Raw genomic sequence first — 13,197 nt, 5'->3', positions numbered from 1 at the left:
GGGCCCTGATTCGAGCTGATTGCGCCTCGCCGCAAGGCGTACCTGCTGCCGGTTCTTCGGCGGTGCTGGGGCTGTGCGTCACGCCCGGTGAGGCACCACGATCGGAAGCAGCTGGGATTGCGCGAACGACACCAGTTCGTCGTGGGATCCCAGAGGGATCACCGCTTGCGGCGTGAGAACAACGGAATGAGCAACCCGGACGAGTACCTCGGCGCGCGCGCTGAGGTACTCGACGGCGGGCATCAGCCCGGATTCCACAGCTTCGTCGAGGATCGCGACGGCAGCGTGGATCGCGGTGGTCAGGAGCGGGCCCCCATCGGTCGTCAACCGAGGTAACGAACTTGCGGTCTCGAGGGTGAGCATCCGATTCCAGACCGGGTGTTCGCGCATACGCATGACGGTGGTGGCGAAGACATTGCCGATCAGGTCGTCGATGGTTTCGGCGGCGCGGGCCGTGGCGACGACCTCCTCGATCAGGCGCGCCGAGCTGCGGGTGGTCACGGCGTGCGCGATCTCGTCCCGCCCGCCGATTCGTCGATAGATCGTCACCCGTCCCACACCGGCGCGTCGCGCGATGTCGTTGATCGTCGTCAGTTTGACTCCGACCTCGCTGAACTGGGCCTCGGCCGCGTCGAGGATCGACTCGATCTCCGGCGGGTTGGTGGCGCCGACGGTGGACGCGACAGCGGTGGCAGGCGGTTGTTCGGCAGGCATCGTCCTAGGCTATCCCGATCCTTCTGCCTGAAACATTGATACATTAGACGTCCTAATGTATCTTCGCTGTATCTTCCAGTAACACGTAACAACCGAGGAGTCAGGCATGTCGTCACATCACGGTGTTCCGACGCCCTACAGCGAAGAGGCACTTGCGATCACCGCTCGCAACGTGCGCTTCGACTGGTCCGGGGTGCCACTGCAGTACGTCCCCGGCGACTCGTACGCGACTCAGTTCTGGAACGTCATGCACCTCGTACTCCCCGAGGGGGAGCGCGCCATGGCAGACGTCTTCGGCCGATCCCTGGGGTACATCGACGACCCGCGTCTGCACGAAGAGGTCGTCGGATTCGTCGGTCAGGAAGCCACGCACGCGAGCTCCCATGAGAGTTTCCGCAAGTACCTCGCCGAGCACGACGTCGACATCGCGCCCGTCCTCGACCGCATCGGATACATCGTCGACCAGATCTTCGGCGAGCACGGCCTCGAGGGCCGTGCGGGCCGGATCTGGCTGCGCGAACGCCTCGGCATCTACGCCGCCGCCGAACACTTCACTGCCGTCGTCGGCGAGTGGTTGATCGACAACGCGCCGTTCGACCGACGCGGTGTCGATCCGACGATGCTGGACCTGTTGCGCTGGCACGGCGCCGAGGAGATGGAACACCGCAACGTCGCGTACGACGCCTTCCAGTATGTCGACGGCAGCTACGCGCGCCGTGTGCGCACCGCATTCATCGCGTTCGCGGGCCTGGCGATCCTGTGGTTCAGCACCACCGCCTATATGTACCGCATCGATACCACCGAAACCCGTCGCGTGTGGTGGCCCCGCGCCTACCGGCGCTCGGCGAAGGCGTCGATGATCCCCACTCTGACCTTCCTCGCGAAGCAGATCCCGCCGTACCTGAAGCGCGACTTCCACCCCTCGCGCATGGGCGACATCGACAAGGCCGTCCGCTACCTCGCCCAGTCGCCGGCAGCTCGGGAGGCCGCAGCATGAGATTCCTGAGTCAACCTCTACGCTGCGAGCGGTTGGTTTCGGGTACTGCGATGTTCGGGATCGTAGGGGGTTTCGGTGCGCCAACAGGCCCAGATGATGCGGAGCCAGGACCGTCCGAGAGTTCGCAGTGCGTGAGGGTGTCGCTGTCCGCGAGCGCGGGCGTCGGCGTAACGGTGCCGAGCCCAGGGGTCCGCGTGGCGAGTGTTGTCGAACCAGGTGTGCAGGGCTTGTCGGGCGCGGCGGTTGGTGGCGTGGCGGAAGCCGACGACGTGACTCTTGCCGGACGCGCGGGTGATCGGTGCCACGCCGGTCTCGGCGGCGAGCTGGTCGAAGCTGGTGACTCGTTCGAGGATCGGTCCGACCTCGCCGATGATCTGCGCGAGGTTGAGCACACCGATCCTCGGAAGGTCGGCCAGCAGCGGGGCATAGGGATGGGCGGCGACCTTCTCGGAGATGATCTTGTCGAGTGCGTCGATCCCGCTCTGCAGCGCACGTACGATCGCCACCTGCGATCTGATCAACTGTGCAACAACAGGTTCCGAGAGTCGTGCGGCCGACTGAGGCGCGCTGCCCATGCGTTCGGTGAGGGCGACACCCGATCGGCGACCGCTGTAGCTGTGCTTGCGGCAGAAGGCCTCCATCCGCTTGGGTGTCAGTGCCGCGGCGGCTTGCGGGGTCGGATAGCGGTCGAGGAACGCCAGTGCGATCACCGAGTGCAGTGCAGCGAAGACGGTCTTGCCGCCGGGCCAGTAGGTGTCGAGAAGTGCCGCGAGCTGGTTGACTGCCGCGGTCCGCAACTCGAGTTGATCGCCACGCTGGCGGGTCAACGCCTGCAACTCGAGGGTTTCGACCCCGGTTCCGGTCAGACGCCGCAGGCGGTGCCCGTCGGTGCGGGCGTAGTCGGCGAGCGTGAACGAGTCGCCCGGGTCGCTCTTGGCGCGAGCCGCACCCCATCGCGGCCTGGCAGCGTGAAAGGCATTGGGATGTATCGGAATAACAGGATGTCCGGCGGCGAGGAGGCGGTCCACGACGAGGCCGCGGGTCGTCTCGATGGCTACCGGCAGATCGGTCGCATGACCGTGGTCGGCGAGTGCGGTGATCGCACGGCCGATGCCATCCTCGGTGTGCGGGACCGTCATGCGGTACACGCGCTCGCCCTCAGCGTTGATGACGGTCATGTCGTGGGCGGTGTTGCCCCGGTCCCAGCCTACGAACATAGGTGTTCTCCTCACAGGTCGTCACGCGATCTGCTCGGAGTGGGGAGCCGCTGCCGGAAGCTCACTGATCGGGCCTCGTTGGGGCATGTTCTTGACGCCGGTCGACGGCGTCCGGCCCGGCGGGGCCGGCAGTACTCATGCGGGCCCTCGAAGGGCGTGCACACAGGGCCGTGCACCCACCGGTACCGAGAGATCACAACCCTAACCGATAGGGCTGCAGAAAGGATGGTGCCCTAGTGAGCACCGTCACCACACCGTCGCCGTTCCTCGGCGCCGTGATGCGCGCAACCCGTGGCTACTCGAAGTTGGTCAGCGAAAGCCGCCTCGCCCCGATCCTGTCGCGGCCCGCCCCCGTGCGGCACACCGACTACGAACGCGTGCTCGACGTCGAGACCCGCACCGCCGAAGCCGACGGAGTCGTATCCCTGGCACTGGCCTCACCCGACGGTGGGCCTCTGCCCACCTGGATTCCCGGTGCGCACCTCGACGTCTTCCTGCCGTCGGGTCTGCAACGTCAGTACTCCCTGTGCGGCGACCCCGCGGACCGGAGCCGCTACCGCATCGCTGTCCGCCGCGTCGGCGACGGCGTCGGCTCCGCCGAAATCCACGACGCGGTCCACGAACGCAGCACACTCCGGGTCCGCGGCCCCCGCAACGCATTTCCTCTCGCCGACGCACCCTCGTACCTCTTCGTAGCCGCCGGGATCGGAATCACGCCGATCCTGCCGATGATCCGCAGTGTCGCCGGCGCCGGGACTCCGTGGACGCTGCTCTACCTCGGCCGATCCCGCGACACCATGCCTTTCCTCGATGAACTGTCGACACTCCCCGGTGGTGACGTCCTGATCCGGCCCGGCGACGAAGTCGGCATCAGCCCGATCGCCGACATCCTCGGCCACGCCCGGCCGAACGGCGCCATCTACCTGTGCGGTCCGTCGCCCCTCATCAAGGATGCATACCTGCTTGCCCCCCTCGTGGCACCGACCTGCTCGCTGCACACCGAACGATTCAGCCCGCCGCCTGTCGTCGGAGGAGAACCGTTCGTACTGCGTCTCGCCAGGACCGGAACCACCGTCGAGGTCGCTGCGGACGAGACCGCCCTCTCGGCACTGCGGCGTGCCGTCCCGTCCGCGACCTATTCGTGTCGGCAAGGCTTCTGCGGAAGTTGCAGGGTGCGCGTGGTGTCCGGCGACGTCGACCACCGCGACACGCGCCTCCTCGACGAGGAGCGCGCAGAATCGATGCTTCCGTGCGTGTCGCGCGCTGCCGGATCCACACTCGAAATCGACCTGTGAAGCGAGTCGGACCATGACTGACACACACCTGCGCGTCGCCATCATCGGTGCCGGCTTCGGCGGCCTGGGGACGGCAATCAGACTCCATCAGGACGGAATCGACGACTTCGCGGTCTTCGAACGCGCGGAGACGCTCGGCGGAACCTGGCAGGCCAACACCTACCCGGGCGCCCAGTGCGACATACCTTCGATCCTCTACTCCTTCTCGTTCGCGCCCAAACCGGACTGGAGCAGGCTCTACCCGCTGCAGGAAGAAATCCAGCAGTACCTCGAGGACTGCGCCGACAGCCACCACCTCCGCCCCCACCTGCATCTGGGGACCGAGGTGGTCGAGGCAGCGTGGAACGGTACGGCCCAGCACTGGCGCGTGGAGACCGATCGCGGGACTTACACCGCCGACATCCTCGTCGCCGCGATGGGCCCGTTCAGTGAACCGTCCGTGCCGAACCTTCCCGGCCTCGACTCGTTCGACGGTGCCACCTACCACTCGGCGTGCTGGAACCACGAGCACGACGTCGCCGGGCGCCGCGTCGCGGTGGTCGGCACCGGAGCATCTGCCGTGCAGTTCATTCCGCGCCTGCAACCGCAGGTCGAGCACATGACGGTGTTCCAGCGGACCCCCACCTGGATCCTTCCACACCCCGACCGCCCGGTCGCTCCCCGTGTGCAGCGCCTCTTCGCGAAGGTGCCGGCCACCCAGCGTGCCGCCCGCAAGGCCCTGGATCTCGTCCAGGAAGCCCTCGTGCCCGGGCTCGTCCACCGCCCCGGATTGCTCAGCGGCGCTGCAGCACTCGGACGATGGCACCTTCGCCGCCAGGTCGAGGACCGGACATTGGCCGAGAAGCTGACCCCCACATACGCATTCGGATGCAAGCGGCCGACGTTCTCCAACAGGTACTATCCGGCCCTCGCATCCGACAACGTCGACGTCGTCACCACCGGAATCGATCACGTCGAACGCGACGCGGTCGTGACCGTCGACGGCACCCGGCACGAGGTCGACACCATCGTGTTCGGCACCGGCTTCAAGCTCGCGAACAACAGTGGCTTCTCCCGACTGCGCGGCCGCGACGGCCGCCTGCTGTCGGAGCAGTGGGCGGACGGTGAGATGACCGCCTACCTGGGGACGACGATCGAGAACTTCCCCAACATGTTCATGCTGCTGGGCCCGAACTCCGTGGTCTACACGTCGCAGGTGGTTACCATCGAAACGCAGATCGACTACCTGCTCGCAGCCCTGCATGCCATGGACGACACGGACATCGACAGCGTCGAGGTGCGAGCCGATATCCAGCAGGATTTCGTCGAGGACACCGACCGACGCCTGGCCGGATCCGTATGGAACTCCGGCGGATGCAGCAGCTACTATCTGAGCCCCTCGGGCCGCAACTTCACCTTCTGGCCAGGCTTCAACGCCTCGTTCCGCCGCAGGCTGTCGACGTTCGACCTCTCCGACTATCGACTCGGCAAGTCGCTCGGCTCTGCAGCAGCAGCCGCAGAATCGAAGGAGGTGCCGGCGTGACACGTTCGGGGCAAGCGAAGCGACGGGGAATGGCACTGAACCTGTCCGGCAAGGTCGCCCTCGTCACCGGCGCGGCGCAGGGAATCGGGCTGGCAGTGGCCCGAGAGCTGCTCGGCCGTGGCGCGCGCGTGGTCCTCGTCGACCGTGACGAGGCCACTGTGAATGCTGCCGCTGAGTTGCTGAATCCGAGCTCAACCCTCGTCGCGGTCGCCGACGTCACCGATCGCGGTGCGATGGCCGCGGTCGTCGCTCGCGCCACGGAGGATTTCGGCCCGATCGACGTGGTGATCGCCAACGCCGGCATCACCCCCCCGCCTGCGACGATCCGGACGTCCGATCTCGCGGAGTTCGACCGCGTGATGGCGGTCAACCTCACGGGCGCGCTCAACACCATTCAGCCGACGCTCGACGGCATCGTCGCCCGTGGTGGCCACATCGTTGTCGTAGCGTCGGCCGCTGCGTTCAGCCCGGGCCTCGGTGGATCGGCGTACATGTCGAGCAAAGCCGCCGTCGAACAGGTCGGGCGCGCGTTGCGTCTCGAACTCGCCCACACCCCCGCGACCGTCACCGTCGCGTACTACGGCTTCGTCGACACCGAACTCGCCCGCAACACCCTCGATCGCGACCCGCTGGGAGCGCGTGTCGGTGAGTTGCTCCCGTGGCCGATGAACCGGAGGGTCAGCGCGGAACATGCCGCCGCCGTGACCGTCCGCGCGATAGAACGGCGGGCGCCGCGGGTCGTCACGCCGAGACTGTGGGGCGCGTACTCGGTACTGCGCGGACTCGTCAACCCGGTGATCGACGAGTGGATCGTGCGGAATCGCAGGGTGCACACCCTCATCGGGGACCTCGAACGGCGCGAGTCGATCGATCCGTGACCGCGGTCATCTGTTCCCGCGCGCATCCCGGCCTTCGGCGCATGCTGTAACTGCCGCGGACGGCCGACCGGCACCTGCGAAAATGTGAACCGTTGTGCTATCGATGTCCTTGAACTCGACTCGGGTGAACCCGTCGACTTCGTCCTGTCGGTGTCCGAGAAACTGCCGATGCGGACCGTGTCGCAAATGATCGGGATAGATCAGGCAAACCACGAAGCGGTCGCATACGCAGCGGAAGCGCTCTTCAGCACCAGCGACGACGAGTATGCGAGCATCGAAGAGTGTGCAACGCACATGGTGACCCAGCTCGGCGTGCTCACACAGACGGGCGGCGAACTCGCGCGGAAGCGCAGAGCTGATCCGCAGGGCGATCTGATGACCAACATCGTGCAGGCGCGTTCCTTGACCAGCATCTGCTGGAGAACTCGTACATCAACGGCGAGGTAGTGCGTCTCGACGGGGCGCAGCGGCTCCAGACTCGCTGAGGCGGCAAGCGAATCGAAGGCGGCGGTCGCGCATCGGCGACCGCCGCCTCGGTCAGGCATGCCGGGTCGCCGATACCTGGTCGGAGGGCTGATGTCGGCGGAGCATGCTGTGCAGGGTTCGGCCCGCGATCAGTCCCAATGCGACCATCAGGACGGCGCCGATCGTGGCGTACCGCGAGATATCGGCGAGTTCGTCCGGCACCACCGAGAGCACCAGCAAGAATATGCCGATCGAGAGAAACGGTGCACCGGTGAACCACACGAGGGCGGCGGCGAGTGTGGTTCCGCGTCGTTGCGCGTACGCCAGAGCCGGAACCACGGCCACGGCAGCGACGATCAGAACCGTGTCGGCGACACCGGTACCGCCGAATCCCGACTCGACGAACCCCATGATCTTCAGTGTGATGACGGCACACGCGACACCCGCGGCGACCAGCAGTACGAGGCCGTCGTGGGATGCGCGACCGAGCCGGGGCACGTAATGGGCGCGGGCATCGAGTACGAAGTTCGCGATGAGTGAGATTCCGAGCACGAAGAATCCCGCGTACACCGTGGGCCACACCCATGGTTCGAGTGAGAGGGGGCTCCCCGAGTCGGCGGTGGTATCCACTCCTATCGCGAGCTGGATGGGCAGACCGACGACGATCACGGCGAGAAAGCCCGTCGCGATCCACATCGGCAACAGAACCACCACGTCCGGAACGCGACGGCGCCACGATGCGATGAACGCGACCGCGAGGAATACCGCATAGGTCTCCATGGTTGCCGTTCCGAGGTTGGCGATCCACATGGTTGTTCCCCAGTCGGATCCAGGCATACGGCCCAGGTCGAAGCCGGCGAGCCAGGACAGTTTCAGCGTGAGATAGGGGAGGCAGGCGATGATCGACGCGGTCGTGAGAACACGCTGAATCGTCACGGATCCGCGCTGTACAGGTGCAGTTGTCGTGGTCATGGTTCGACGTTCCCTCGTCCTCGATCACGCCGCCTCCCCCGGAAGAGATCTTTGTTCTCCCCTGCGTGGGGGAGGTGCACCGTGCCTGCGATGCGGTTCAATGACGGATGTGTCGGTGGCGATCTCTCGAGTCCTCTTCGCCGGCGTGCACGTGCTCATCGGCGCGGCCGCGGCGTCCTCGGTCATTGCTCTCGGTGTGTTGTTCGGGACGGCGTTCGCGGCCAACATGAATCTCGGGCGCTGGGAGGTCGCGCTCGCCCTGTCTGCATTGGGTGTACTCACTTTCGGGGTGGTCGCTGCGGTGCTCACAGCCCCGGGCGTGAAGTCCCTCGAAGTCACTGCCGCGCGTGCGCTCCTCGACGTGACCGTGCCCGATACTCGTAACCCGCGAGAGTGGGCGACACGCCTGCAAGGCCTGTGGTGGGCGCTGTCGGCAATGGCACTCGGGTGCGTGGCGCTCACCGCGTTGCTGATCGGTCTGCCCACCGGAGTCGGCCTGTTCCTTCCAGCAGACCGAGTCGGTTCATCCGGAATACTCACGGACTTCGGTGCGGCGGTGCGCGCTGCGGCCGGGATCGCCGCGGTGATCTTCGCACTGGCGGTGTTCGTCGGGGTCGCGTTCCTCGAACGACGCCTCGCCCCCGTAATGCTCGCACCGACCGCCGCCGATCGCCTCGACGAATTGCGGGCCGCGAACACCGAACTGACGTGGCGCACGCGCCTCGCGCACGACCTGCATGATTCCATCGGGCACACACTCACGGCGATGACGGTCCAAGCTCAGGCAGCGAAAGCAGTATCACTGGAGCCCAACCGGCATCTCGATGCGATCGAGGAGCTCGGACGTGACGCGCTCGCACAGTTGGACAGCACCCTCGGCCGCATGACCGGAACCGGCGACGGCGCCTCCACCCACGGACAGGGGCTCGAGGAGATCCGGTCGATGGTGGGCCTCGCAGGTGCCGTACTCAGCGAAACAGGCGAGACACCGCAGGATCTCGCGCAGCCCACCGTTGCGGCGGCGGTGGAGGTGACGCGCGAGGCGTTGACGAACGCGCTCCGTCACGGTGATGGCAGGGTCTCGGTCGAACTCCGTCATGGCGACACGCTGGAGATTGTCATCCGGAACCGGATTGCCGAACCTGCGATGTCACCCGGCCGTGGAATGGGATTGACGACGATGCGTGCCCGAGTCGCCCGTGCAGACGGCGTCCTCGTCGTCGGCGAGAAGGACGGATGGTGGACGGTGCAGGTTCGGTTCCCGATGGAGCGGTCGTGATCAATGTCGCGGTGGTGGACGACGACCCTCTGGTTCTCGACGGTCTCACCACGATCCTCGGTGCCATCGTCGATATCGAGGTCGTCGCGACCGCCACCGACGGGGCCGCCGCGATCGACCTCGTCGAACGATACAGCGGGGATCTCGATGTGCTGTTGCTCGATGTGCGCATGCCCCGTATGGACGGACTCGAGGCCGCGCACCGCATAGTGAGGAACCCGAGCGCCCCGGCGGTGGTCATGATGACCACCTTCGACGACGATGCCTATCTCGTGGAGGCCTTGCGGCTCGGGGCGTCCGGGTTCGTTCTCAAACGGAGCGGTGGCACGGAACTGGCCAATGCGGTCCGCACGGTCGCGGAAGGTCATTCGGTGCTCTTTCCGGAACGGGTGCGTGATCTGATGGTGGCGCCGAGGCGCACCCGCAGCGGACCGGCGCTCACCCCAACCGAGTTGCGCGTTCTCGAAGCGCTCGTGCGGGGGGACGAGAACCGCGAGATCGCCGAAGCGCTCCACGTCACCCGCGAGACGGTCAAGACGCATGTGTCGTCGATCCTCGCCAAGTTCGGTGCGCGGAACCGCACTCACGCGGCGGTCCTGGCACTCGACGCCGGTATCGTCTCGTGGTGAGTGATAGGGCTACTCGGTCCCGAGCGACGCAGCTTGCTGGCGCGCCCAACGGTAGTCGGCCTTACCGACGGGACTGCGCTGAATAGCCTCGGTGAAGATCACCGACTTCGGAAGTTTGTACCGTGCAACGGATTGCGCGGCATGCATGTTCAGTTCGTCGGCCGTTACGGTGTGGTCCGGGAGAAGCTGGACGATCGCGACGACCGCTTCACCCCACGTGTCGCTCGGGCGTCCGGCGACGAGAACGTCCGCGACGGCAGGATGCGAGCTGATCGCCATCTCCACTTCTTCGACGAAGATCTTCTCCCCGCCCGAGTTGATGGTCACCGAGTCGCGGCCCAGCAGATGGATCGATCCGTCGTCGAGTCTTTGCGCTCGATCTCCGGGCAGTACGAACCGCTCGCCCCCGACGACGGGGAACGTTGCCGCGGTCTTCTGCGCATCGCCCTTGTAGCCGAGCGGGACATGTCCGCGTTGTGCGAGCCACCCCAGGTCTTCGTGCCCAGGCGCGGCGAGTCCGTCGAGATCCTCGGTGAGGACGCAGGTGTTCGACCCGGGAGTGAATCGTCCGGTCGACACGGAACCTGCGCTCGAGACGTGGGTCATCTGCGTTCCGGACTCCGAGGAACCGACGCCGTCGATCACCACGGAGCCTGGTACGAGGTCGAGGAGGCGCTGCTTGACCGTGGGTGACAGGATCGCACCGCCGTTCGCCAGGATCGACAGCGACGACAGGTCGGCATGGGTCTTCTCGAACTCGGCGGCGAGGGGTCGCGCGATCGCGTCACCCACCATCATCAACGCGGTGGGGCGTTCGGCCTCGATCGTCTGTGCCACTGCCGTCGGATCCAATCGGTCGACCACCGGCGAGAACACCAGGGTCTGTCCGGTGAGGATGCCGGTGAGTGATGCCCATTGGGCCGCGCCGTGAATCAAGGGGGGAAGCACCAACATCGTGAATCCGGAATTGTCGGCTGCGGTCGATGCCACTTGGTCGGGTGAGACGATGCACTCTCCGGTGTATACGTTCCGGCCACCGCAGGACGCCATGTAGATATCGTGCTGGCGCCACAGCACGCCCTTGGGCATCCCGGTGGTGCCGCCGGTGTAGAGGATGTAGAGATCGTCCGGTGACTGCGCAGCACGCGGCCGGTCGGGCGAGGTTTGCGCCAGCACAGTTTCGTAGTCGACAGCACCGGGGAGCAGAGGGTTGCCCGAGTCGTCGGCGATCTGGATCAGCACCTCCAGGTGAGGAACCGCCGGCAACACCTGAGCGAGCTGCGGCGCGAATGCCGCGTTGTAGACGATCGCGCTCGCTTCCGCGTCGGCGAGAAGATACTCGAGTTCCTTCTCCACATATCGGTAGTTGACGTTGAACGGCGCGACACGGGCACGGAAGGCGCCGAGCATAGACTCGAGGTACTCGTTGCCGTTGTAGGCGTAGATGCCGAGGGTGTCCTGGCCGATCTCGTGTCCCTCGAGCCGGTCGCGTTCGGTGCGGGCCCCGAGCCCGCGGGAGGTCAGATATGCGGCGAGGCGGCGAGATCGCTCTGCAAGCACGCTCTGGGTGATCCGCCGGTCGCGGAAGATGACGACTTCTCTGTCAGGGATGGACGATGCGACGGCATCAACGAGCTCCGGGATGGTGAACTCTCGGGTGACTGTCGCTGGCTGGGCGGTGCGGTCGGTCAAGATGACTCCTGTGGGATCAGCTAACCCGTCACATGAATTATTCGCTCGACTGTAATCCATACGGGAACACCTGCGGTAGGGTTCCGCGTCCGATCGTCGGCATGCAGCCCCGCCGCACTCACCGCCGGACCGCCGGTCGGCTGCCGGCATAGATACCGTATGGACAACAGTAAGCATCTAGCCTAGTGTCGACGTGAGGAAATTTGCGCGCCCGCTGTGTACCGAAACTTCGACCGGAGGTGAACGACGATGACCGTCGTGCCCGAGAAATCAACCCGCAGCGACGAAGTCGTGTACGACCGGCCTGTCGATTGCGACAACCACTACTACGAGAAGGTCGACGCCTTCACTCGGTACCTCGACCCGGCATTCAAGGACCGCGGTGTCGAAGTGATCCAACGTGGCAAGCACACCGAATTACTCGCCGGGGGAAAGCTTCTCGAGTTCGTTCCGAATCCGACGTTCGACCCAGTGATCGTACCGGGCGCTCTGGACCTGCTGTTCCGCGGGCAGATTCCGGAGGGAGTCGACCCACGAAGCCTGATGAAGGTGGAACCGCTCAATCCTGCTTACCAGGATCGCGACGTCCGGATCGACATGATCGAGCAGCAGGAGATGTCGGGGGTCATTCTCCTTCCGACGCTCGCGTGCGGTGTCGAAGAGGCGCTCAAAGAAGACATCCCGGCAACGATGGCGAGTGTCACCGCATTCAACACATGGTTGGACGAGGACTGGGGATACAACTACAAGAGCCGAATCATCTCGGCGCCGATGCTGGCGCTGGCCGACCCCGATGAAGCGATCGCAGAGATCGACCGACTCCTCGAACGAGACGTGAAGCTGGTCTACATCCGTCCGGCGCCGGTACCAGCCGGGCACGGGACGTCCAGGTCGCTCGGTCACATGATGTACGACGAGGTGTGGGCGAAGCTGGAGGAATCCGATATTCCGGTGGCGTTCCATCTCAGCGACAGCGGGTACAACGGCTCGATCGCACGTGCGTGGGGAGCACCGGCACGGTTCGTGCCCTTCAAGACGTCGAATCCGCTCGCAAACATTGTGGTCTCCGACCGCGCAATCCACGACACGGTCGCGAGCCTGATTCTCGACGGCGTGTTCGCGCGTCACCCGAAGCTACGTGTGGCCAGCATCGAGAACGGTTCGGACTGGGTGCAGTTGCTCGTCAAACGCTTGAAGAAGCAGGCAAACCAGACCCCGTGGGCGTTCGCCGAGTCGCCCGTCGACACGATTCGCCGGCACCTGTGGGTGGCGCCGTACTACGAAGACGACGTCCGGGCTCTGGCCGACCTCGTCGGGTCCGATCGCGTCCTGTTCGGCTCCGACTGGCCGCACGGCGAAGGTCTCGAGAAGCCGACGGATTTCATCAATGAACTCGGCGACTTCGACGAGGGTGAGCAAGACCGGATCATGCGCACCAACGTGCTGGATTACCTGGGGATCACTGCCGGTCGCTGAGGCGTCGCGTGTGTGCACTCGTCTGCTGGAACGAGCGCACACACGCGAATGCTCCGATGTG

12 protein-coding genes are annotated in these 13,197 nt (G+C 65.6%); 8 read left to right on the top strand and 4 right to left on the bottom strand.

What is annotated here, in order from left to right; translation table 11 throughout:
• Positions 1 to 78: 78 nt before the first annotated feature.
• Positions 79 to 714: a TetR/AcrR family transcriptional regulator gene (locus Q7514_RS13720; protein ID WP_330133813.1), complete on the bottom strand. Its 636-nt coding sequence runs from the start codon at positions 712 to 714 to the stop codon at positions 79 to 81.
• A 106-nt stretch (positions 715 to 820) separates the two neighbouring features.
• Between Q7514_RS13720 and Q7514_RS13715 the strand changes: the two genes are divergently transcribed.
• Positions 821 to 1,711: a metal-dependent hydrolase gene (locus Q7514_RS13715; RefSeq protein ID WP_330133812.1), complete on the top strand. Its 891-nt coding sequence runs from the start codon at positions 821 to 823 to the stop codon at positions 1,709 to 1,711.
• 17 nt (positions 1,712 to 1,728) lie between these two features.
• Here Q7514_RS13715 and Q7514_RS13710 read toward each other — a convergent pair whose 3' ends face one another.
• Positions 1,729 to 2,928 carry an IS110 family RNA-guided transposase gene (locus tag Q7514_RS13710; RefSeq protein ID WP_330133811.1) on the bottom strand — a complete coding sequence of 400 codons (1,200 nt, stop codon included), beginning with the start codon at positions 2,926 to 2,928 and terminating at the stop codon, positions 1,729 to 1,731.
• A 278-nt stretch (positions 2,929 to 3,206) separates the two neighbouring features.
• Here Q7514_RS13710 and Q7514_RS13705 point away from each other — a divergent pair, with 278 nt between their 5' ends.
• The 4 genes from Q7514_RS13705 to Q7514_RS13690 all read left to right on the top strand — a co-directional run bounded on the left by Q7514_RS13705 (position 3,207) and on the right by Q7514_RS13690 (position 7,070).
• Positions 3,207 to 4,223 (top strand): PDR/VanB family oxidoreductase, encoded by a 1,017-nt coding sequence (locus tag Q7514_RS13705; RefSeq protein WP_408016093.1) that lies wholly within the window; start codon positions 3,207 to 3,209, stop codon positions 4,221 to 4,223.
• A 13-nt stretch (positions 4,224 to 4,236) separates the two neighbouring features.
• Complete coding sequence (locus Q7514_RS13700) at positions 4,237 to 5,745, top strand: flavin-containing monooxygenase (RefSeq protein WP_330133809.1); 1,509 nt, start codon at positions 4,237 to 4,239, stop codon at positions 5,743 to 5,745.
• A complete protein-coding gene (locus Q7514_RS13695) occupies positions 5,742 to 6,623 on the top strand; it encodes a short-chain dehydrogenase/reductase (RefSeq protein WP_330133808.1) in 882 nt (293 codons plus the stop codon). The genes Q7514_RS13700 and Q7514_RS13695 overlap by 4 nt, the downstream gene beginning before the upstream one ends.
• A gap of 186 nt (positions 6,624 to 6,809) precedes the next feature.
• Positions 6,810 to 7,070, top strand: a complete 261-nt coding sequence (locus tag Q7514_RS13690; protein WP_330133807.1) for a hypothetical protein — start codon at positions 6,810 to 6,812, stop codon at positions 7,068 to 7,070.
• Positions 7,071 to 7,160: 90 nt separating this feature from the next.
• Here Q7514_RS13690 and Q7514_RS13685 read toward each other — a convergent pair whose 3' ends face one another.
• A complete protein-coding gene (locus Q7514_RS13685; RefSeq protein ID WP_330133806.1) occupies positions 7,161 to 8,060 on the bottom strand; it encodes a hypothetical protein in 900 nt (299 codons plus the stop codon).
• 115 nt (positions 8,061 to 8,175) lie between these two features.
• On the opposite strand from Q7514_RS13685, the gene Q7514_RS13680 reads away from it, so the two are divergent.
• Both Q7514_RS13680 and Q7514_RS13675 read left to right on the top strand, forming a co-directional pair.
• Entirely contained in the window at positions 8,176 to 9,339 is a 1,164-nt protein-coding gene (locus Q7514_RS13680) for a sensor histidine kinase (RefSeq protein ID WP_330133805.1), read from the top strand.
• Positions 9,336 to 9,968 (top strand): response regulator transcription factor, encoded by a 633-nt coding sequence (locus tag Q7514_RS13675; RefSeq protein ID WP_330133804.1) that lies wholly within the window; start codon positions 9,336 to 9,338, stop codon positions 9,966 to 9,968. Before Q7514_RS13680 ends, Q7514_RS13675 begins: the two co-directional genes overlap by 4 nt.
• A gap of 9 nt (positions 9,969 to 9,977) precedes the next feature.
• Here Q7514_RS13675 and Q7514_RS13670 read toward each other — a convergent pair whose 3' ends face one another.
• Positions 9,978 to 11,660, bottom strand: coding sequence for an acyl-CoA synthetase (locus Q7514_RS13670; RefSeq protein WP_408016082.1), 1,683 nt, complete (start codon positions 11,658 to 11,660; stop codon positions 9,978 to 9,980).
• 249 nt (positions 11,661 to 11,909) lie between these two features.
• On the opposite strand from Q7514_RS13670, the gene Q7514_RS13665 reads away from it, so the two are divergent.
• Positions 11,910 to 13,136: an amidohydrolase family protein gene (locus Q7514_RS13665; protein ID WP_330133802.1), complete on the top strand. Its 1,227-nt coding sequence runs from the start codon at positions 11,910 to 11,912 to the stop codon at positions 13,134 to 13,136.
• The last annotated feature ends 61 nt before the right edge of the window (positions 13,137 to 13,197 follow it).

The organism is Rhodococcus artemisiae (assembly GCF_036327795.1).
Taxonomy (GTDB): domain Bacteria; phylum Actinomycetota; class Actinomycetes; order Mycobacteriales; family Mycobacteriaceae; genus Rhodococcus; species Rhodococcus artemisiae.
The sequence above is the reverse complement of the archived record's forward strand: the minus strand, read 5'-3'. Positions and strand labels throughout refer to the sequence as shown.